21 protein-coding genes are annotated in these 20,781 nt (G+C 63.7%); 17 read left to right on the top strand and 4 right to left on the bottom strand.

Annotation, left to right across the window (positions count from 1 at the left end):
• Positions 1 to 38 precede the first annotated feature (38 nt).
• The 3 genes from OEG79_RS09575 to OEG79_RS09565 form a co-directional block, all read right to left on the bottom strand.
• A complete protein-coding gene (locus OEG79_RS09575; protein ID WP_264148488.1) occupies positions 39 to 1,763 on the bottom strand; it encodes a fumarate reductase/succinate dehydrogenase flavoprotein subunit in 1,725 nt (574 codons plus the stop codon).
• On the bottom strand, positions 1,760 to 2,509 hold the full coding sequence (locus tag OEG79_RS09570; RefSeq protein WP_264148487.1) for a GntR family transcriptional regulator: 750 nt from the start codon (positions 2,507 to 2,509) through the stop codon (positions 1,760 to 1,762). The genes OEG79_RS09575 and OEG79_RS09570 overlap by 4 nt, the downstream gene beginning before the upstream one ends.
• Before the next feature lie 285 nt (positions 2,510 to 2,794).
• Positions 2,795 to 3,577, bottom strand: coding sequence for a MetQ/NlpA family ABC transporter substrate-binding protein (locus OEG79_RS09565; RefSeq protein ID WP_264148703.1), 783 nt, complete (start codon positions 3,575 to 3,577; stop codon positions 2,795 to 2,797).
• Positions 3,578 to 3,801: 224 nt separating this feature from the next.
• On the opposite strand from OEG79_RS09565, the gene OEG79_RS09560 reads away from it, so the two are divergent.
• The 4 genes from OEG79_RS09560 to tcyN all read left to right on the top strand — a co-directional run bounded on the left by OEG79_RS09560 (position 3,802) and on the right by tcyN (position 7,096).
• The gene (locus OEG79_RS09560) at positions 3,802 to 4,788 is read left to right on the top strand and encodes a D-cysteine desulfhydrase (RefSeq protein ID WP_264148486.1); all 987 of its coding nucleotides are present in this window, start codon (positions 3,802 to 3,804) and stop codon (positions 4,786 to 4,788) included.
• A 90-nt stretch (positions 4,789 to 4,878) separates the two neighbouring features.
• Complete coding sequence (gene tcyJ, locus OEG79_RS09555; protein WP_264148485.1) at positions 4,879 to 5,676, top strand: cystine ABC transporter substrate-binding protein; 798 nt, start codon at positions 4,879 to 4,881, stop codon at positions 5,674 to 5,676.
• On the top strand, positions 5,673 to 6,341 hold the full coding sequence (gene tcyL / locus OEG79_RS09550; protein WP_264148484.1) for a cystine ABC transporter permease: 669 nt from the start codon (positions 5,673 to 5,675) through the stop codon (positions 6,339 to 6,341). Before tcyJ ends, tcyL begins: the two co-directional genes overlap by 4 nt.
• Positions 6,341 to 7,096 (top strand): L-cystine ABC transporter ATP-binding protein TcyN, encoded by a 756-nt coding sequence (gene tcyN / locus OEG79_RS09545; protein WP_264148483.1) that lies wholly within the window; start codon positions 6,341 to 6,343, stop codon positions 7,094 to 7,096. The genes tcyL and tcyN overlap by 1 nt, the downstream gene beginning before the upstream one ends.
• A 69-nt stretch (positions 7,097 to 7,165) precedes the next feature.
• Here the strand turns inward: tcyN and OEG79_RS09540 are convergent, their stop codons facing one another.
• Positions 7,166 to 7,408 (bottom strand): hypothetical protein, encoded by a 243-nt coding sequence (locus OEG79_RS09540; RefSeq protein WP_264148482.1) that lies wholly within the window; start codon positions 7,406 to 7,408, stop codon positions 7,166 to 7,168.
• Between the two features lie 439 nt (positions 7,409 to 7,847).
• Here OEG79_RS09540 and OEG79_RS09535 point away from each other — a divergent pair, with 439 nt between their 5' ends.
• From OEG79_RS09535 to OEG79_RS09475, 13 genes are all read left to right on the top strand, one after another.
• The gene (locus tag OEG79_RS09535; RefSeq protein WP_264148481.1) at positions 7,848 to 8,768 is read left to right on the top strand and encodes a LysR family transcriptional regulator; all 921 of its coding nucleotides are present in this window, start codon (positions 7,848 to 7,850) and stop codon (positions 8,766 to 8,768) included.
• 236 nt (positions 8,769 to 9,004) lie between these two features.
• Positions 9,005 to 9,985 carry a taurine ABC transporter substrate-binding protein gene (gene tauA, locus OEG79_RS09530; RefSeq protein WP_264148480.1) on the top strand — a complete coding sequence of 327 codons (981 nt, stop codon included), beginning with the start codon at positions 9,005 to 9,007 and terminating at the stop codon, positions 9,983 to 9,985.
• Between the two features lie 110 nt (positions 9,986 to 10,095).
• Positions 10,096 to 10,878, top strand: a complete 783-nt coding sequence (tauB, locus tag OEG79_RS09525; RefSeq protein ID WP_264148479.1) for a taurine ABC transporter ATP-binding subunit — start codon at positions 10,096 to 10,098, stop codon at positions 10,876 to 10,878.
• Positions 10,875 to 11,708 (top strand): taurine ABC transporter permease TauC, encoded by an 834-nt coding sequence (gene tauC, locus OEG79_RS09520; protein WP_264148478.1) that lies wholly within the window; start codon positions 10,875 to 10,877, stop codon positions 11,706 to 11,708. The genes tauB and tauC overlap by 4 nt, the downstream gene beginning before the upstream one ends.
• Positions 11,709 to 11,721: 13 nt before the next feature.
• Positions 11,722 to 12,555, top strand: coding sequence for a taurine dioxygenase (gene tauD, locus OEG79_RS09515; RefSeq protein ID WP_264148477.1), 834 nt, complete (start codon positions 11,722 to 11,724; stop codon positions 12,553 to 12,555).
• A gap of 222 nt (positions 12,556 to 12,777) precedes the next feature.
• Positions 12,778 to 14,016, top strand: coding sequence for an SfnB family sulfur acquisition oxidoreductase (locus tag OEG79_RS09510; RefSeq protein WP_264148476.1), 1,239 nt, complete (start codon positions 12,778 to 12,780; stop codon positions 14,014 to 14,016).
• Positions 14,017 to 14,019: 3 nt separating this feature from the next.
• Positions 14,020 to 15,219 carry an SfnB family sulfur acquisition oxidoreductase gene (locus OEG79_RS09505; protein WP_264148475.1) on the top strand — a complete coding sequence of 400 codons (1,200 nt, stop codon included), beginning with the start codon at positions 14,020 to 14,022 and terminating at the stop codon, positions 15,217 to 15,219.
• Positions 15,219 to 16,601 carry an LLM class flavin-dependent oxidoreductase gene (locus tag OEG79_RS09500; RefSeq protein ID WP_264148474.1) on the top strand — a complete coding sequence of 461 codons (1,383 nt, stop codon included), beginning with the start codon at positions 15,219 to 15,221 and terminating at the stop codon, positions 16,599 to 16,601. Before OEG79_RS09505 ends, OEG79_RS09500 begins: the two co-directional genes overlap by 1 nt.
• Positions 16,594 to 17,415 carry a MetQ/NlpA family ABC transporter substrate-binding protein gene (locus OEG79_RS09495; protein WP_264148473.1) on the top strand — a complete coding sequence of 274 codons (822 nt, stop codon included), beginning with the start codon at positions 16,594 to 16,596 and terminating at the stop codon, positions 17,413 to 17,415. Before OEG79_RS09500 ends, OEG79_RS09495 begins: the two co-directional genes overlap by 8 nt.
• A 1-nt stretch (position 17,416) precedes the next feature.
• Complete coding sequence (locus tag OEG79_RS09490) at positions 17,417 to 18,487, top strand: methionine ABC transporter ATP-binding protein (RefSeq protein WP_264148472.1); 1,071 nt, start codon at positions 17,417 to 17,419, stop codon at positions 18,485 to 18,487.
• Positions 18,471 to 19,121, top strand: coding sequence for a methionine ABC transporter permease (locus OEG79_RS09485; protein ID WP_264148471.1), 651 nt, complete (start codon positions 18,471 to 18,473; stop codon positions 19,119 to 19,121). The genes OEG79_RS09490 and OEG79_RS09485 overlap by 17 nt, the downstream gene beginning before the upstream one ends.
• A gap of 199 nt (positions 19,122 to 19,320) precedes the next feature.
• On the top strand, positions 19,321 to 19,623 hold the full coding sequence (locus tag OEG79_RS09480; protein ID WP_264148470.1) for an ArsR/SmtB family transcription factor: 303 nt from the start codon (positions 19,321 to 19,323) through the stop codon (positions 19,621 to 19,623).
• 165 nt (positions 19,624 to 19,788) lie between these two features.
• Complete coding sequence (locus OEG79_RS09475; RefSeq protein WP_264148469.1) at positions 19,789 to 20,763, top strand: zinc-dependent alcohol dehydrogenase family protein; 975 nt, start codon at positions 19,789 to 19,791, stop codon at positions 20,761 to 20,763.
• Positions 20,764 to 20,781 lie beyond the last annotated feature (18 nt).

Here is a 20,781-nt window from a genome sequence, read left to right as displayed (position 1 = left end):
GCATGCGGCATATGCCGCAAAATTCTTTGCGTACACAGCTACGCGGCATCGCTACGCACGCGCAAACGGTCGTAGGCGCTCTGCTCCTCCGCGTCCAGCGGGATCACGTAGGGTTCGACCGGTTTCTTGAAGCTGATCATCGCGCCCTGCTCGTCCTTCTTCAGATGGGCATGGCAGAACCATTCGGCGTCATTGCGCTGCGGGTGGTCGACGCGGTGGTGGTACAGCCCCCAGCGGCTCTCGGTGCGGAACAGCGAGGCACGTGCAGCCATCTCGGCACAGTCGCGGATCACGCTGACCTCCAGTGCGCGCATCAGCTCATGCGGGTTGTTGGCCTTGAGCTGATCCAGATCACGCTGAATCTCGGCGAACCGGGTCAAGCCGATTTCCATTTTCTTGGTCACTTTCGGCGGCTGCAGGTAGTCGTTGACCATGCGCCGCAGCTTGTACTCGACCTGGGCCGGCGGCAGACCGTGCTCGCGGTTGAGTGGCGCAAAAACTCGAGCCTGCTCACGCGTCACCTGTGCTACGTCCACCGGAGTGAAGTCGCGTCCGGCAATGTACTCCGCGGCGTTGACCCCGGCGAACCAGCCATAGGTAAAAGCGCCGAGCATGTAGTTGTGCGGCACTGCAGCCATGTCACCGGCAGCATACAAACCTTTCACCGAGGTCTCGGCCTTCTCGTTGACCCATACGCCCGAGGCGCTGTGGCCGGAGCAGAAGCCGATCTCGGAGATGTGCATCTCGACCATGCCGGTGCGGTAGTCGGTGCCGCGGTTGGCGTGGAACTGGCCGCGGCTGGGTCGTTCGTTGCTGTGCAGGATGTCCTCGATGGTCTGAATGGTTTCCTCCGCCAGGTGATCGAGCTTGAGGAACACCGGGCCATTGCCACCTTCAAGTTCCTGGTGGAACTCCCACATCATCTGCCCGCTCCAGTAGTCGCACTCGATGAAGCGCTCGCCCTTGTTGTTGGCGGTGTAGCCGCCCAGCGGGCCAGTGACGTAGGCGCAGGCCGGGCCGTTGTAGTCCTTGATCAGCGGGTTGATCTGGAAGCATTCCAGGTTCGCCAGCTCGGCGCCGGCGTGATAGGCCATGGCGTAGCCGTCGCCGGCATTGGTCGGATTCTCGTAGGTGCCCATCAGATAGCCGGAGGCCGGCAGCCCCAGACGCCCGGCGGCGCCGCAGGCGAGGATCACCGCCTTGGCGCGGATCAGGTGGAAGTCGGCGGTACGGCAGTCGAAGCCCATCACACCATTCACTACGCCCTCGGCATCGGTCAGCAGGCGCGTGGCGATCACCCGATTGGTGATTTCCACCCGGGCACGCTTGAGCTGACGGTAGAGCACCTTCTTGATGTCGTGCCCTTCGGGCATTGGCAGCACGTAGGCGCCCATGTGGTGAACCTTCTTCACCGCGTAGTCGCCGGTCTCGTCCTTCTCGAACTTCACGCCCCAGCGGTCGAGCTGTTCGATGGTCTCGAAACTCTTGGTCGCATAGGCGTACACCGCTGCCTGATTGACGATGCCGTCGTTGGCAATGGTGATCTCCTTGGTGTACTGCTCCGGGGTGGCGTGGCCTGGGATCACCGCATTGTTGAGGCCATCCATGCCCATGCTGATGGCGCCGCTGCGCTTGACGTTGGCCTTATCCAGCAGCAGCACGCGCAACTCGCGATTGGCTTCCTTGGCCTTGATCGCCGCCATCGGCCCGGCAGTACCTCCCCCGATAACCACCAGGTCATATTCGCGTTCGAGGGTGTTCATGCCGGGCGCTCCTTGTTGCGGTCGATGCGCAGGCGGTACTGGAAGGCATCGCCACGGTAGTAGAGGTATTCGAAGTCCAGCGGCGTACCGTCGGCGGCGTGGGTCAGACGCTCAATGCGCATGATCGGCGCGCCATCCTCCACGTCCAGCGCATGGGTCAGGTCGTCATCGGCAAGCACCGCATCGATCGCCAGATCGGCATGACCGAGGGCGAGGCCACAGTCGTTCTCGATGATCAGAAATATGTCGCGAGCCACCAGATCCGCCCTTTCCAGCTTCTCACCGATGGCACGCGGCACGTAGGTGACTTCCAGTGACACCGGCTCGCGATTGACCAGGCGCACACGCTTGATTTCGGTCACTGGCGCGCCCTCCTCAAGTTGCAGGCGCTCGGCCACTCTGGCGCTGGCCGGCAGGTGCTTGAGGCTGATCAGACGGTTGATTACCTCGTAGCCCATCTGCGACATGGATTCAGCCAAGCCCTGCAGGGTGCTGACGTTCTGGAACGCCTTGGGCTTGGCGACAAAAGTGCCCTTGCCGTGGATCTTGAAGATCAGCCCTTCCTTCTGCAGGTCGCCGAGGGCCTGACGCACGGTGATTCGGCTGACATCGAACACCTTGCCAAGCTCGCTCTCGGAAGGCATGCGGCTATGAGGCGGATAGGTTCCGTCGAGAATGCGCGTACGCAGCAGCTCCTTGAGCTGGCTATACAGCGGCACGGGGGAAAGCGGTAGCAATTGGGCCATGTTCCGTCTCGTCATCTTTACTTGTCATAACAAGTTGTAGCGAGAAGATATCCAGCATGAGCACGCCAATGGAAATACTTTTTTTGCATATGGTTATGGTGTTAACGCCTGGAGCACTTCGCGGGCTGACGGCAGCCCTGACATCCGTATCGGATACTTCGAATAAAAAAAGAACGCCGAGACGGCTGGGCCGGCTCGGCGTAAACGCAAACCCGTTGGCACAGGTTTACTACCGTGATCGACGGTGGGCAGCTACGACACAGAAGGAGCCGCCAAAAGTTCGAATCAGAAGGCAGGCAACACCGCGCCTTCGTATCGTTTCTCGATAAATTCCTTCACCTGCGGGCTGGTCAGCGCAGCGGACAGCTTCTTGATCGCCTCGCTGTTCTGGTTGTCCGGACGGGCTACCAGATAATTGACGTAGGGCGAGTCGCTGCCTTCGATGGCCAACGCATCACGCTTGGGATTGAGTTTGGCTTCCAGCGCGTAGTTGGTGTTGATCAGCGCCAGGTCGACCTGATTCAGCACGCGCGGCACGGTAGCCGCTTCCAGCTCGCGGAACTTGAAGTTGCGCGGGTTATCGACGATATCGCGTGGCAGCGACTGGGCGCTGTTGGGGTCCTTGAGGGTCAGCACGCCGGCCTTCTGCAGCAGAAGCAGCGCACGGCCAGTGGTGCTGACGTCGTTGGGAATGGCGATAGTGGCGCCATCTGGCAATTCGTCGAGGGACTTGTACTTGGCCGAATAGGCACCGAACGGTTCGACGTGCACGCCCTCTACGATCACCAGTTCGGTACTGCGCTGAGCGTTGAAACTGTCCAGGTAGGGCTTGGTCTGGAAGTAGTTGGCATCCAGGTTCTTCTGGCTGACCCGCAGGTTGGGCTGAACGTAGTCGGTGAAGACCTTGATATCGAGGTCCACGCCCTGCTTGGCCAGTTCGGGCTTGATCAGTTCGAGGATTTCGGCGTGCGGCACCGGCGTAGCGGCAACGCTCAGCTTTTCGCCAGCGTGGGCCAGAGAGGCGGTCAGGGCAGCGGCCAGGGCAGTCAGCAGCAGGGTCTTCTTCATGATGTCCTTGTTCTCGGTCTGTGGCACCGGCTGGATCGGCAGCCCGGTGCGTGTGGCAGATGCCCGACGGATCTGGCGGGCTGAGCGCGACAGTACGAAGATTTTTTTATTCCACAAAATACTTATTAATTATTTTCTTATAACAAAAATAACTTATCGCTTTCACTTGTGACCCCGTACCGCTTCGCCCTAGAGTGGTTGGCCTTCGCTCCCAGGAGGTTTCCATGCTTGCCGCCGCTCTCACCCGCTTCCCCCGTCTGCAACTGATCCCCCAGGCCACCGCCCTGCACCATCTGCCGCGTCTGTCCGAACATCTGGGCCGGGATATCTGGATCAAGCGCGACGACCTCACCCCGCTGGCACTCGGCGGCAACAAGGCGCGCAAGCTGGAATACCTCGCTGCCGATGCCCGAGCCAAGGGCGCCGACATACTGGTCACCGCCGGCGCCATCCAGTCCAACCATGTGCGCCAGACCGCAGCGGTCGCAGCCCAACTGGGCCTCGACTGCCTGGCCCTGCTGGAAAACCCGATCGACAGCCGCAGCGAAGACTACCTGAGCAACGGCAACCGCCTGCTGCTCGATCTGTTCGGCGCCGAAGTAGAGAACGTCGCCAACCTGGACAACGCCGATGAATTGCTGGAGGCCGCCTGCCAGCGCCTCGGCGCAGCCGGACGGCGCCCGTACGCCGTGCCCATTGGTGGTTCCAATGCGCTGGGTGCACTCGGCTATGTGCGAGGCGGCCTGGAACTGGCCGAACAGATCGCCGCCAGCGGCCAGTATTTCGCCGCCGTCGTGCTGGCCTCCGGCAGCGCCGGTACTCATGCCGGGCTGGCCCTGGCACTGGCGAGCGCACGTCCCGCTACACGGGTGATCGGCGTCACCGTTTCACGCAACGAAGCCGCACAAAAGCCCAAGGTGGAAGGTCTGCTGCAGCGCACGGCTGAACTGCTGGGCATGAAAGTGCCGGCCGAACTGAATCTGGAGCTGTGGGACGCCTATTTCGCCCCATGCTACGGCGAGGCCAACCCTGGTGCTCTGGACGCCATCCGCCTGCTGGCCCGTCTGGAAGCGATCCTGCTCGACCCGGTCTACACTGGCAAAGCCTTCGCCGGATTGCTCGACGGGCTCTCGCGTGGTGCCTTCCCCGGCGACGGGCCGCTGCTGTTCCTGCATACGGGCGGCGCTCCCGCCCTCTTCGCATACAAATAAAAATGAATATATAGATAACTTTTAATTATTTATAAGCATAAGGATTTTCCGCCTAGAGTGGCGCCACCTTCCAACCTGCACGAGGTCCTCATGAACTTCTCCACCCTGCGTCGCCATTTCCTTCTCGGTAGCCTGGCTCTCGTGCTGGGAGCCAGTTTCAGCGCGCCGAGCTTCGCCGCCGACCTGCTCGATGACATCAAGGCCCGTGGTGCCATCAAGGTCGGCCTTGAAGGCACCTACCCACCCTTCAACTATCAGGACGAGAACGGCAAGCTGACCGGCTTCGAGGTCGATCTGGCCGAAGCACTGGCCAAGGAACTGGGGGTCAAGGCCGAGTTTCAGCCGACCAAGTGGGACGGCATCCTCGCTGCCCTGGAATCCAAGCGCCTGGACGTGGTGATCAACCAGGTGACCATTTCCGAAGAGCGCAGGAAGAAGTACGACTTTTCCACCCCCTACACCATTTCCGGCATCCAGGCCCTGACCCGGAAGGCCGATGGCGACAGCATCAAGAGCGCGCAGGATTTGGCCGGCAAGAAGGTCGGCGTAGGCCTTGGCACCAACTACGAGCAGTGGCTGCGCGAGAACGTGCCGCAGGCCGACATCCGCACCTACGACGACGACCCGACCAAGTTCCAGGACCTCAACGTCGGTCGCATCGACGCGATTCTGGTGGACCGTCTGGCCGCCTTCGAGATGGTCGAGAAAACCGGCGGCCGTCTGGCCGTGGCCGGCGATGCCTTTTCCCGCCAGGAAGCCGGTATCGCCCTGCGCAAGGGTAATCCCGCGCTGCTCGCCGCCATCGACGAGGCGCTGGCCAAACTGAGTGCCGACGGCACCCTCCAGCAACTTTCCGAGAAATGGTTCAAGGCTGACGTCACCCGATGATCGAGTCCGCCCTGCAGCTGGCTCTTGAGTCCGCGCCCTTTCTGTTAAAGGGCGCTTACTACACGGTCGTACTCAGCCTGGGTGGCATGTTCTTCGGCCTGTTGCTGGGTTTCGGCCTGGCCATCGGACGCCTGTATGGGCCAGCCCCGCTGCGCTGGCTCGCACGTCTGTACGTATCCTTCTTCCGCGGCACGCCGTTGCTGGTGCAGCTGTTTCTGATCTACTACGGTCTGCCGCAGCTGGGGATTCAGCTCGATCCGCTACCGGCCGCGCTGATCGGCTTCTCGCTGAACATGGCCGCCTACACCTCGGAGATTCTCCGCTCCGCCATCGCCTCCATTGATCGCGGCCAGTGGGAAGCTGCCGCCAGCATCGGCATGAGCAAGGCGCAGACGCTGTACCGGGCCATCCTGCCTCAGGCGGCGCGAACGGCCCTGCCGCCCTTGGGCAACAGCTTCATTTCGCTGGTCAAGGACACCGCCCTGGCTGCCACCATTCAGGTGCCGGAACTGTTCCGCCAGGCGCAGCTGATCACCGCACGAACTTTCGAGATTTTCACCATGTACCTGGCGGCCGCGCTGATCTACTGGGCGCTGGCGAGCATCCTCGCGCACTTCCAGGCGCGCCTGGAGGCCAGGGTCAACCGGCACGAGCAGGACAACTGATGATTTCCGTGCGCAATCTGCGAAAAACCTTCGGCAGCAGTGAAGTACTCAAAGGTATCGACCTGGACGTGGCCGCCGGCGAGGTGGTCGCCATCATCGGCCCCAGTGGTTCGGGAAAGACCACCCTGCTGCGCTGCCTGAACCTGCTGGAAGAACCCAGTGCCGGGCAGATCACCGTGGGCGATATCCATATCGACGCCGACCGACCGCTCAAGGGCCAGCAGAAGCTGATCCGCCAGTTACGCCAGCAGGCCGGTTTCGTGTTTCAGAACTTCAACCTGTTCCCTCATCGCACCGCGCTGGAGAACGTCATCGAAGGCCCGGTGCAGGTGAAGAAGGAACCGCGCGGCGACGCACTGGCCCATGCCCGCGCCCTGCTCGCCAAGGTGGGCCTGAGCGGCAAGGAAGACGCCTATCCCAAGCGCCTCTCCGGCGGCCAGCAACAGCGTGTGGCCATCGCCCGGGCCCTAGCCATGCGCCCACAGGTGATCCTCTTCGACGAACCCACGTCCGCGCTCGACCCGGAGCTGGTGGGCGAAGTGCTGACCACCATCCGTGATCTGGCCGAAGAGAGGCGCACCATGGTCATCGTCACCCACGAAATGGCCTTTGCGCGCGATGTGGCGGACAGGGCCATCTTCATCGACCAGGGAAGAATCGTCGAACAGGGCCCGGCCAATACCCTGTTCACGGCGCCACAGCACGAACGCACACGCCAGTTCCTCAGCAAGTTCCTCCTCGACCGCGCACTCTAGCGAGACATGCTCTGCGGGCCGGTAGCGTTCCACAACGGCACTCACCGGCCACCATTGCCCGCCTGACTCTCATCCGCAGCCGATAACCGTGTTCACCGTGGCCAATCGCACCAGTTTCCACGCTTGCGCTGCGTAAACGCCGAGCAGGATCGCTTCGCGGCGCCCCAGCACCGGCTTGCCGGCCTGCGGCGTCAGGCGCTGCAAGCCAAGTGCCTGGCGTACGCTGACACCCAGATCACGTTGTTCGCCCGGCTTGCGTGCATCACGCCAGAGCACCTCGGAAAGGTTGTCGGCTTTAAGTACATTGCCCATGGGCAAGACTCCTGTGTGCTGTATGGACTGCTGAACTCTGACGGCAGCTGCGATTGCCAGGCCCGCCGTAGAGCTGCGGCGATGATTGATTCGGCTCCTTATCCCACAAAGTAATTTTTAATGAGATATTGATTTCCAAAAGGAATAAAAAAACATAAGACGTTGATTAAAAATGATTTTTTAAAAGTCATTACTGAAAGGCATGGAAAAAATGCGAGAAAGGCATTGCGTGCATCCAGCCCACCGGCAAAGAAGCGCGTCATGGCAGAACCAGCGGCGCTCTATCTGTCAGGCCGGGCATAGCGGGCATGCGAATACATTCCTAAAAGGAATATGCATATCCAAATCAATAGATTGACGGAATAAAAACTGACCATTAAAACCGGCGCAAACGTGGCGACTCGCCCGCCTCTATAGACCTGTCAACGCCGGAACCCATATGGATTTGCGTCAGCTCCGCTACCTTGTCGCACTCAACGAACACCGCAGCTTCGTTCGCGCAGCCGAGGCGATGGGTATCACTCAACCGGCATTCAGCCGCAGCATCCAGGGCCTGGAGCAGGAGCTTGGCTGCGTGCTGATCGACCGTGCGAGCAAGGATCTACGCCCCACGCCAGAGGGACAGATCGCACTGCAACATGCCCTGGCGTTGATTCGCGGCGCCAGTAACCTGACCAGTGAAATCACCCAGATGAGCAAGTTGGATGCCGGCGACCTGCATTTCGGTTGTGGCCCGGCGCTGGCCACCAGTTTGCTGCCTGATGCATTGTTGGCATTCATGCAACGTTATCCGCGCATTCGCACGCGCTTCGAAGTGGACAACTGGGAACAACTGAGTCGCAGCCTGAACCGTGGCGAGATCGAATTCTTCATCACCGACATCCGCCACTGCGATGCCGATCCTGGAGTTCAGACGCAACCGCTACGGCCACGTGCTGGTCTATTCTTCTGCCGCCCCGAGCATCCTTTGCTGGGCAAGGAAAGCCTGTCGACCAATGACCTCTTCGACTTCCCCCTGGCGGCCAGCCGTATTCCGAGCGAAGCTCGCAAGGTGTTGGCCAACCTCAGCGGCAAGGTCGATATCAGCATTCATCTGGAATGCGAACAGATTCCCCTGCTGGTGCAGTTGGTCAAACGCAGCGATGCCATCAGCATAGCGGCCTATGAAGCCGTTGCGGACGAATTGGCCCGTGGTGCTCTGGTGCAACTGCATCTGCGCAACCTACCAAGCAACCTCGATAGCCTAAGCGCCCGCTGCGGCATCGTGACCCGTACGGGTTTTCGCCTGTCCCCTGCGGCCAAGGCGATGATCGACTTACTGTTGACACTGGACCACTCGAAGCCGGCTCAGGTGGCTTGAACGGCGGCGTCATGAGGCGCTGCCCATTGCGCCACAGGGCAGACCAGCCGGCGGCTGAAGGGCACTCATGCCCGATCCAAAAAATATAAAAATATTCTAAAAAAGTATTTATCTATTCCATTTCGGATAGATAGTCTTGCTCCACCGGACCGCCGGACACCCTGACAACACCTGAACAACGTCCCGCGGCTCGGTACCTCGACAGAAGGGCCAGTCCGCTTTCGAGGAGCGACACCATGACCCCGTTTCCCTTCGTGCGCCGCGTGCTGGCCGCACTGACCCTGTCGAGCGCGACCCTGGTTGCACAGGCCGCCGACTTCACCGTTGCCTACCAGACTACCGTCGATCCGGCCAAGGTTGCTCAGGCTGACGGTGCCTACGAAAAAGCCACCAACGCCAAGATCGACTGGCGCAAGTTCGACGGCGGCGCTGAAGTGATCACCGCCGTCGCTTCCGGTGACGTACAGATCGGTTACGTCGGCTCCAGCCCGCTGGCCGCAGCCGCCACCCGCCAACTGCCGGTGCAGACCTTCCTCATCGCTGCGCAGATCGGCGCCGCCGAGGCGCTGGTTGCGCGCACCGGCAGCGGTATCGAGAAACCCGTCGACCTGATCGGCAAGAAGGTCGCCGTACCGTTCGTGTCCACCGGCCACTACAGCCTGCTGGCCGCGCTCAAGCACTGGAACATCGACCCGGGCAAGGTGCAGATCCTCAACCTGGCGCCGCCAGCGATCATCGCTGCCTGGCAGCGTGGGGACATCGACGCTACCTACGTTTGGGATCCTGCCCTTGGCGTGGCCAAGGAAACCGGCAAGGTGCTGATCACCTCCGGCGAGCTCGGCGAACTGGGTGCACCGACCTTCGACGCCTGGATCGTGCGCAAGGACTTCGCCGAGAAGCACCCGGATGCCGTACGTGCCTTCGCCAAGGTCACCCTCGACGCCTACGCCGACTACCGCAATGACCCGCAAGCCTGGCTGGCCAATCAGGACAACATCGCCAAGGTGGTGAAACTCTCCGGCGCCAAGGCCGAGGACATCCCGCTGCTGCTGCAGGGCAACGTCTTCCCGCTGGCTGCCGATCAGGTCACCGCCCTCGGCGCGCCGACCACCCAGGCCGTCAGCGCCACTGCCGGCTTCCTCAAGGAGCAAGGCAAGGTGGACAAGGTTCTGCCGGACTACGCGCCCTACGTCAGCAATCAGTTCATCAGCAACTGACCACACCCTGTGCGGGCGGCAGTTCATGCCGCCCCTTTCGATGTTGATGCGATCTCGATCTGCGTCAGCAGCCAGTACATCAAACCGCCTGCCTTGAAGAGAATCTGAACATGGCCCTACTCGAACTGGAGCACATCAGCGCACAGTACCCGGGCGCCGCCAACGCGGTATTGAGCGACCTGTCATTCAACCTCGGCCCCGAGCAACTGCTGGTCGCCCTGGGCCCCTCCGGCAGCGGCAAGACCACCCTGCTCAACCTCATCGCCGGATTCGTTGCCCCCAGCGCCGGGCGCATTCGCCTCGACGGCCAGCCCGTAGCAGGCCCCGGCGCCGACCGTGGCGTGGTGTTTCAGGACGACGCCCTGCTGCCCTGGCAGAACGTGCTGGAGAACGTCGCCTTCGGCCTGCAACTGGCCGGCGTCGGCCGCGCCGAGCGCGAAGCCAGGGCGCGTGAGCTGCTCGCCCTGGTCGACCTGGCCGGCTTCGAGCAGCGCCGCATCTGGGAACTCTCCGGCGGGCAGAAGCAGCGCGTTGGCCTGGCCCGCGCCCTCACCGCAGATCCCCGCGTGCTGCTGATGGACGAACCCTTCGGCGCCCTCGATGCCTTCACCCGCGAGCAGATGCAGGAACTGCTGCTGCAGGTCTGGCAGCGCACGCGCAAGCCGGTGTTCCTGATCACCCACGACATCGAGGAAGCCGTGTTCCTCGCCAGTGATCTGGTGCTGCTGGCTCCCAACCCCGGACGCATCGTCGAGCACCTTCGGCTGGAGTTCGGCCGTCGCTACGCCGCTGGCGAAAGTGCCCGTGCGATCAAGTCCGACCCCGCTTTCATCGAAACCCGCGAGCACGTCCTCGCCCAGGTCTTTGCCCAACGCCACGGGAGCCGCGCATGAGCAGCTACGAATATGTCTACGCCAAGACGCCCGAAGAACAGCACGCGCCCAGGCCGCGCCGGGAACTGAGCCTGCTGACCATCAGCAGCCTGAGCATAGCCAGCCTGCTCTGGCTGTGGTGGGCAGTGACCAGCGCCGGGTTGATCGAACCCCTGTTTCTGCCCAGCCCGCAGGCCGTGCTCGCCCGTGGCTGGCAACTGCTCGGCGAAGGCTACATGAACGCCAGCCTCTGGCAGCACCTGGGCGCCAGCCTCGGGCGCATCGGCCTCGGTCTGGCGGCCGCCGTGCTCACCGCCGTACCGCTGGGCATCGCCATCGGCCGCCAGCGCATCGTGCGCGGCATCTTCGACCCGCTGATCGAGTTCTACCGACCGATCCCGCCGCTGGCCTACCTGCCGCTGATCGTCATCTGGTGCGGTATCGGCGAGCTGTCCAAGGTGCTGCTGATCTACCTGGCGATCTTCGCCCCAATCGCCATCGCCACCGCCACCGGCGTGCGCAATGTCGACCCCGCCAAGCTGCGCGCCGCGCAATCGCTGGGTGCCACGCCGGCACAACTGATACGCCACGTGATCCTGCCCAGCGCCCTGCCGGACATTCTCACAGGCATCCGTATCGGTCTTGGCGTGGGCTGGTCGACGCTGGTTGCCGCCGAGTTGATCGCCGCCACCGAAGGCCTGGGTTTCATGGTGCAGTCGGCCGCGCAATTCCTGGTCACCGACGTGGTGATCCTCGGCATCCTGGTCATCGCCCTGATCGCCTTCGCCCTCGAACTGGGCCTGCGCGCCCTGCAACGCAAACTGGTGCCCTGGCACGGCCAGGCACATTGAACGAGCTTCCGACATGACCTTGCACATCACCCCACTCAGCCCGGCCCTGGGTGCCCAGATCAGCGGCATCGACCTGCGCCAGCCGCTGACTGCCGGCCTGCGCCAGCAACTGGAAGACGCCCTGCTGCAGCATCAGGTGCTGTTCTTTCGTGAGCAGCCCATCGAGCCGCAGCAGCAAGCCGCCTTCGCGGCCCAGTTCGGCGACCTGCATATCCATCCGATCTACCCGAACATCCCCGAGCAACCGGAAGTACTGGTGCTCGACACCGCCGTGACCGACGTGCGCGACAACGCCATCTGGCACACCGACGTGACCTTCCTGGAGACTCCGGCGCTCGGCGCGGTGCTGGCCGCCAAACAGCTGCCGGCCTATGGCGGCGACACCCTCTGGGCCAGCAGCAGCGCGGCCTTCAAGGCCCTCTCGACGCCACTGCAGCGCCTGCTCGACGGCCTGACCGCCACCCATGACTTCACCCGCTCCTTTCCGCTGGAACGCTTCGGCAATACCCCCGAGGCGCTGGAGCGCTACCACGAGGTGCAACGCACTCACCCGCCCGTGGTGCACCCGGTGATAAGGACGCACCCCGTCACCGGGCGCAAGGGCCTATTCGTCAACGAGGGTTTCACAACACGCATCAACGAACTAAAAGCAGCCGAAAGCGACGCCCTGCTGCGCTTTCTCTTCGCCCATGCCACGCGGCCGGAGTTCACCATCCGCTGGCGCTGGCAGGAAAACGACGTGGCCTTCTGGGACAACCGCATCACCCAGCACTACGCCGTCGACGACTACCGCCCGGCGCGACGGGTCATGCATCGCGCCACCGTACTGGGCGACAGACCGCGCTAGGCAGCCCCGCCCCGGGTGGAGAGGTTGTCACCCCTCCACCCGGGCAATGTGCCCGCTTCGACACAACTTCCAGGCACATAGATATTCTTTAATCATATTTAACAGGATGTTTTAAATCTCATAGGGTATAAAAACCGGACCACCGGAGCCTCGATATTTACCGCCGCTCCGTTGCGCCCTCATCCCGGTGCCGTTGCGGCACATCCACAAGATGAGGTTTGCATGACCAGTCCGAGTACCCTCAAGAACAGCGACCAGGACGTCGCCCCTGCCCTCTACCCTTCCACCATTCTCGTCACCGATGCCGACGCGCTGCAGGCTGCTCGTGCCCTGGCCGAAGCGGCGCAGGCCGAGGCTATCCAGCGTGACCGCGAGCGCCGCCTGCCCTGGGAACTGGTGGAACGCTTCACCGCCAGCGGCCTCGGCAGCATCGCCGTGCCGCGCGAGTTCGGTGGCCCGCAGTTGTCCTTCGTCACCATCGCCGAAGTGTTCCGCATCATTTCCGCCGCGGACCCGGCCCTGGGTCAGATTCCGCAGAACCATTTCGGCCTGCTCGGCCTGCTGCGCGTAGCCGCCAGCCCGGAACAACAGCGCCGCCTGTTTGCCAGCGTGCTGGCCGGCTGGCGCATCGGCAACGGCGGCCCCGAGCGTGGCAGCAGGCACACGCTGGATATCCAGGCACGCCTGATACGCCGTGACGGCCGCTGGCTGTTCAGCGGCGAGAAGTTCTATTCCACCGGCGCCATCTTCGCCCACTGGGTCGCCAGCAAGGCGCTGGACGAACAAGGCCGTCCCTGGCTGGCCTTCATCCAGCGCGGCCGCCCGGGCCTGCGCATCGTCAACGACTGGTCCGGCTTCGGCCAGCGCACCACCGCCAGCGGCACCGTGCTGCTCAACGAGGTGGAAGTCGACGAGGACAACCTGATCCCGCTGTGGCCGCTGGTCGAACAGCCAAGCATCCAGGGCGCCTTTTCACAGTTGATCCAGGCCGCCATCGACCTGGGCATCGCCGACGCTGCCGTACGCGACGCCATCGTCTTCGTCCGCGACAGGGCGCGTCCCTGGGTCGATGCCAAAGTCGAGCGTGCCGGCGACGATCCCTACGTGATCGCCGACATCGGCCGCCTGCAGATCGAGCTGCACGCCGCCGAGGCGCTGCTGCACGAGGCCGGACGCGTGCTCGACGAAGTGGCCGCCGCCCCCATCGACGCCGATGCCGCCGCCCGTGCGTCCATTGCCGTGGCCGAAGCCAAGGCGCTGACCACCGAGATCAGCCTGGTCGCCAGCGAAAAGCTGCTGGACCTCGCCGGCAGTCGCGCGACGCTGGCCGAGTTCGGCCTCGACCGCCACTGGCGCAACGCCCGCACCCACACCCTGCACGATCCGGTGCGCTGGAAATACCACGCCATCGGCGCCTGGCACCTCAACGGCCGTCATCCCAACCGTCATTCCTGGATCTGAGCCATGAACGCACCCCTGACTACCCCGGTGGCGCTGATTCGCAGCGATGCCGAAGCCCTCGAGGTGGCCGAGAAGCTGGCCACCAGCTTCGTCCGCGACGCCGCCGAGCGTGACCGCGAGCGCCGCCTGCCGCATGCCGAGCTGGAGCAGTTCTCCCGCTCCGGGTTGTGGGGCATCAGCGTGCCGCAGGAATTCGGCGGCGCCGGCGTTACCAGCGTCACCCTGGCCCGGGTCATTGCCCGCATCGCCCAGGCCGATTCCTCGCTGGGGCAGATCCCGCAGAACCACTTCTACGCCCTGGAAGTGCTGCGGGTAAACGGCAGCCCGGAGCAGCAGCGCCGCCTGTACGGCGAAGTGCTGGCCGGCAAACGCTTCGGCAATGCCCTGGCCGAACTCGGCACCCGGACCGCGCTGGACCGCACCACCCGCCTGACCCGCAGCGATAGCGGCTATCGCATCGACGGACGCAAGTTCTACTGCACCGGCGCGCTGTTCGCCCAGCGCATCCCCACCCATGTGCTGGACGAGCACGGCGTCGGTTTCCTCGCCTTCGTCCCGCGCGAGGCCGAGGGGCTGGAGCTGATCGACGACTGGAGCGGCTTCGGCCAGCGCACCACCGGCAGCGGCAGCGTGGTCTTCACCGGCGTGCCGCTGGCGGAAGAAGACCTGGTGCCGTTCCAGAGCGCCTTCGAGCGGCCGACCACGGTCGGCCCCTTCGCCCAGCTGCTGCACGCGGCCATCGACACCGGCATCGCCCGCGGCGCCTACGAGGACCTGCTGCAGTTCGTGCGGCACAAGGCACGGCCATGGATCGACGCCGGCGTCGAGCGTGCCGCCGAGGATCCGCTGACCCAGCAGGAGATCGGCAAGCTGCGCGTGCGCCTGGCCGCCAGCGAGAAGCTGCTGCAGCGTGCCGGCGAGTTCGTCGACCGTGCCCAGGCAGAGCCGGACGAGGCCAGCGTGGCCGCCGCCTCCATTGCCGTGGCCGAGGCGCGGGTGATCAGCACGGAAACCTCGCTGCTGCTCGGCAGCAAGCTGCTGGAGCTGTCCGGCAGCCGCGCAACGCTGGCCGAGTACGGCCTCGACCGCCACTGGCGCAACGCCCGCACTCACACCCTGCACGACCCGGTGCGCTGGAAGTACCACGCCGTCGGCGACTACTACCTCAACGACCGTCTGCCGCCGCGCCGGGGGACCATCTGATGGCCAAGCAAGTGCTGCTCAACGCCTTCAACATGAACTGCGTCGGCCACATCAACCACGGCCTGTGGACCCACCCACGCGACCGCTCGGTGGACTTCACCCGGCTGGACTACTGGACCGACCTGGCCCGCCTGCTCGAGCGCGGGCTGTTCGACGGCCTGTTCCTCGCCGACATCCTCGGCGTCTACGACATCTACCAGGGCAACCTCGACCTGACCCTGCGCGAAAGCATCCAGCTGCCGATCAACGACCCGCTGCTGCTGGTCCCGGCCATGGCCGGCGTCACCTCGCACCTGGGTTTCGGCGTCACCGCCAACTTGAGCTACGAGGCGCCCTACACCTTCGCCCGGCGCATGAGCACCCTGGATCACCTCACCAATGGCCGGGTCGGCTGGAACATCGTCACCGGCTACCTGGACAGTGCCGCCCGCGCCATGGGCCGGCCGCAGCAGGTGGAGCACGACCGCCGCTACGACCAGGCCGAGGAATACCTGGAGGTGCTCTACAAGCTCTGGGAAGGCAGCTGGGAGGACGACGCGGTGCTGGCCGACCGCGACCGGCGCATCTATGCCCAGCCGCACAAGGTGCATCCGGTGCGCCACCACGGGGAGTTCTACCAGGTCGAGGGCTACCACCTCAGTCAGCCTTCACCGCAGCGCACGCCACTGCTGTTCCAGGCCGGCTCCTCGGCACGCGGCCTGCAGTTCGCCGGCAACCACGCCGAGTGCGTGTTCATCGGCGGGCAGAACAAGGAGGCGGTGCGCGCCCAGGTCGACAAGGTACGTGCCGCGGCCGTAGCCGCCGGCCGCCCCGCGGATGCGATCAAGGTGTTCATGGGTATCAGCGTGATCGTCGCGCCGAGCGAGGCCGAGGCCCGCGACAAACTGGCCGAGTACCAGCGCCATGCCAGCCCCGAGGCCGGCATCGCTCACTTCTCCGCCTCCACCGGCATCGACCTGGCCGCCTTCGGCCTGGATGAGCCCATCGTCGAGCGCAAGACCAACGCCATCGAGTCGGTGGTCAAGAGCTTCAGCGGCTGGACCAAGCGCCGCCTGCTGCAGCAGCACGCCCTGGGCGGTCGCTACCCACAGGCAGTCGGCTCACCCTCACAGGTGGCCGACCAGCTGCTGGCGTGGATCGACGAAACCGGTCTGGACGGCTTCAACCTGACCCGCACGGTCACCCCGGAAAGCTACGCCGACGTCATCGACCTGGTAGTGCCCGAGCTGCAACAGCGCGGTCGCTACAAGACCGCCTACGTGGACGGCGCCCTGCGCCACAAGCTGTTCGGCCAGGGCCCGCGCCTGGCCGCTCCCCATCCCGCCGCCGGCTGGCGGCAACTCGCTCCGCAAACCGAAGAAAAGGAATCTCGCCATGCGTAAAACCCTACGACGCTTCACTCCATTCAGTTTCATCCGGGGCGCAGCCGCCCTCGGCCTGCTGCTGGCAGGCTCCCTGGCCCAGGCCGACGAACCGCTCAAGCTCGGCACCACTGCCGCCTTTGTCCCACCGCTGGAAGTGGCGGTGGAGGAAGCCCGGGCCCAGGGTCTGGAAGTGAAACTGGTGGAGTTCACCGACTGGATCGCGCCCAATGTCAGCCTGGCCAACGGCGATATCGACCTGAACTACTTCCAGCACATTCCCTTCCTGGAAAACGCCAAGCAGGAAGGCGGTTACGACCTGGTGCCGGTGGCCCGCGGAGTGATCAACAACGTCGGCCTCTACTCGAAGAAGCACAAGGACTTCGCCAGCCTGCCCGAAGGCGCCAGCGTGGCCATCGCCAACGACCCGATCAATGGCGGCCGCGCCCTGCAGCTGCTGCAGAAGGCCGGACTGATCCAGCTCAAGCCCGGCGTCAGCTACAAGGCCACCCAGCAGGACATCACCGCCAATCCCAAGAAGCTGAAGATCATCGAGCTGGAAGCGGTACAACTGGTGCGCGCGCTGGACGAAGTCGACCTGGCCCTGGGCTATCCGCACTACATCCGCCTGGCCGGCACCCACGACGCCGAGTCCGCGCTGCTGTTCGACGGCCTCGACTACCCGGAGTACATCATCCAGTTCGTCGCCCAGCCACAGAAGGCCAAGGACCCGCGCATCCTCAAGTTCATCGAGATCTACCAGAGCTCGCCGAAGGTCCGCGCGGCCCTCGACAAATCCAACGGCAAGCTCTATCAGGCTGGCTGGGAGAGCTGAGATGAGCGGTTTCCAGGCCCACCTGCCACAGACCGTCGGCGAGGCGCAGCTGCGCTTCGCCGGTGTCAGCAAGACCTACAGCAACGGCGTGCGTGCCCTGCGCGACATCGACCTGGCCATCGAGCGCGGCGAGATCTTCGGCATCATCGGCCGCAGCGGCGCCGGCAAGTCGTCGCTGCTGCGCACCATCAACCGTCTGGAGCAGCCCACCAACGGCAAGGTGCTGATCGACGGCGTCGATATCGGCGCATACGACTACGAGCAACTGGTGGCGCTGCGCCGGCGCATCGGCATGATCTTCCAGCACTTCAACCTGCTCTCGGCCAAGACCGTGCGGCAGAACGTCGAACTGCCGCTGAAGGTGGCCGGCGTGCCGCGCCAGCAGCGCCGGCGCAAGGCCGAGGAGCTGCTGCAGCTGGTCGGTCTGGCGGACAAGCACGACGCCTACCCGGCGCAGCTCTCCGGCGGGCAGAAGCAGCGCGTCGGCATCGCCCGCGCGCTGGTACACGACCCGGACATCCTGCTGTGCGACGAGGCCACCAGCGCGCTGGACCCGGAGACCACCCAGTCGATCCTCGCCCTGCTGCGCGAGATCAACCGGCGACTGAACCTGACCATCGTGCTGATCACTCACGAGATGGCGGTGATCCGCGAAATCTGCGACCGCGTGGTGGTGCTGGAACGGGGCGAGATCGTCGAGCATGGCCAGGTCTGGCGGGTATTCGGCGCCCCCACCCACGAGGTCACCCGCACCCTGCTGGCGCCGCTGCAGCACCAGCTGCCGGACGACCTCAAGGCGCGCCTGTACAGCCAGCGCCAGAGCGCGCATGACCACCCGGTGCTGCGCCTGCACTACGCCGGCCACGGCGCGCCGGACCTGCAGGACCTGGGCAGTGCCCTGGGCGGGCGGATCACCCTGCTCGACGGCGGCATCGAACGCATCCAGGGCCGCCCGCTCGGCCGCCTGCTGCTGGAAGTCGCGGACAGCCCGCTGGATCCCGAACAATTGCTGGACAACGCCCGCCGCCTGGCGGATCACGTGGAGGTGATCGGTTATGCCGCTGCTGCTTGAACGTCTCTGGCAGGGGCTGCTCGACACCCTGCTGATGGTCGGCGTGTCGTCGCTGCTGGCGCTGCTGGCCGGCATCCCGCTGGCCATCTTCCTGGTCACCAGCGGGCCCGGCGGGCTGTTCGAGTCGCCGCGACTCAACCGCCTGATCGGCGCGGTGGTCAACCTGTTCCGCTCGATCCCCTTCCTGATCCTGATGGTCGCGCTGATCCCCTTCACTCGCCTGGTGGTCGGCACCACCTACGGTGTCTGGGCGGCGGTGGTGCCGCTGACCATCGCCGCCACGCCGTTCTTCGCCCGTATCGCCGAAGTCAGCCTGCGCGAGGTCGACCACGGCCTGATCGAGGCGGCCCAGGCCATGGGTTGCCGGCGCCGACACATCATCTGGCACGTGCTGCTGCCCGAGGCCCTGCCGGGCATCGTCGGCGGCTTCACCATCACCCTGGTGACCATGATCAACTCCTCGGCCATGGCCGGTGCCATCGGTGCCGGCGGCCTCGGCGACCTGGCCTACCGCTACGGTTACCAGCGCTTCGACACCCAGGTGATGCTCACCGTCATCGTGGTGCTGGTGGTGATGGTCAGCCTGATCCAGCTCAGTGGCGACAGGTTGGCGCAGAGGTTGAACAAGCGCTGACGTGGAGAGTTGGCCGCACGGCGCAAGTCTCGCACCTTGAGGTATCACTCTGTGCAAAGCAACGGTCTATCCCCCATGGAAAATCGAAATCCGCAATGGAGTCTGTCCACCACACCGGCAAAAACCCTCAAGCCATATGCGCGACGAACGGTCGAACACCGAATTGACATATCGGTAAATATCGATATCATCGCCACCCATGGACCTGATCAATGTATTCAAAGCCCTCTCGAATCCCACCCGCCTTGGAATCCTCAAGGGGTTGAAGGATCCGGTTAAGAACTTTCCACCCCAGGATGAAGGGGATGTTCACACCGTGGGCGTGTGCGTCAGCAGTATTCAGGAAGGCGTCGGTCTGTCGCAGTCGACGGTGTCCGACTACCTTGCGACGCTGCAACGTGTAGGCTTGGTCGAAGTCCGTCGGATCGGACAGTGGACCTACTACAAGCGCAATGAAACCAATATCCGTGCTCTGGCCGAGCTGATAGGCAAGGAACTGTAATTTTTTAGCCTGCTGCTTTAGCCTTATAAATCGAATATTCCCGATATCCCTTTTTGCCGAATCAATGAATCATGACGGAGGTACCCTAGGCAAAGACATGCATTTCTTTTGTTTACATATATCGAAAATTCCCTATATCCCTTTTTCCAGAAGCGAGGAAATACAATGAAAGCGCAAATTCTCAAATCCTTTGGCGGCCCTAATGCGTTCGAACTGAGCGAAGTGGCCAAACCCGTACCGCAGGCAGGCCAAGTGTTGGTACGGGTCCACGCAACCTCCATCAACCCGCTGGATTACCAGGTGCGTCGTGGCGACTACGTGGATTACGTGCCCCTCCCCGCCATCACCGGGCATGACGTATCCGGCGTCGTCGAAGCTGTCGGCCCGGGTGTGACGACCTTCGTGCCAGGCGACGAGGTCTGGTACACCACGCAGATCTTCGAAGGCGACGGCAGTTACGCCGAGTACCACGTTGCCTCCGAAAGCATCATCGGCAAGAAGCCAGAATCGCTGAGCCACCTCGAGGCGGCAAGCCTGACGCTGGTCGGCGGCACCGTGTGGGAAGCACTGATCGGGCGAGTATCACTCAGAGTCGGGGAAAGCATTCTGATCCACGGCGGCGCCGGCGGTGTCGGTCATGTCGCGATCCAGGTGGCAAAAGCCATTGGCGCCCGGGTCTTTACCACCGTACGCGAAGCGAACTTCGAGTTCGCCCGCAGTCTGGGCGCCGACGTGGTCATCGACTACGAGCAGGAAGATTACGTTGAGGCCATCCTGCGGGAAACCGATGGCCACGGCGTCGATGTGATATTCGACACCATCGGCGGCGACACCCTGACGCGCAGCCCCGATGCGCTCGCCCAGCTCGGCCGCGTGGTGTCGATCGTGGACATCGCCAAGCCGCAGAACCTGATTCAGGCCTGGGGCAAGAACGCCAGTTACCACTTCGTCTTCACCCGACAGAACCGCGGCAAGCTCGATGAACTGAAGGCATTGGTCGAGCGCGGCCAGCTGCGCCCCCATATTGGCGCGGTCTATTCGCTCGCTGATATCTCAAGCGCGCATGCGCTGCTGGAGACACCCAACAACGGTCTTCGCGGCAAAGTCGCGATTGCCGTCGAGCCCTCGCTCGCCCCGTAAGTACATAGGTTCAACTAC

This window comes from Pseudomonas sp. Z8(2022) (assembly GCF_025837155.1).
In the GTDB taxonomy this organism is placed as follows: Bacteria; Pseudomonadota; Gammaproteobacteria; order Pseudomonadales; family Pseudomonadaceae; genus Aquipseudomonas.
Note: the sequence above shows the minus strand (reverse complement) of the source record. Positions and strands in the feature narration are given on the sequence as shown.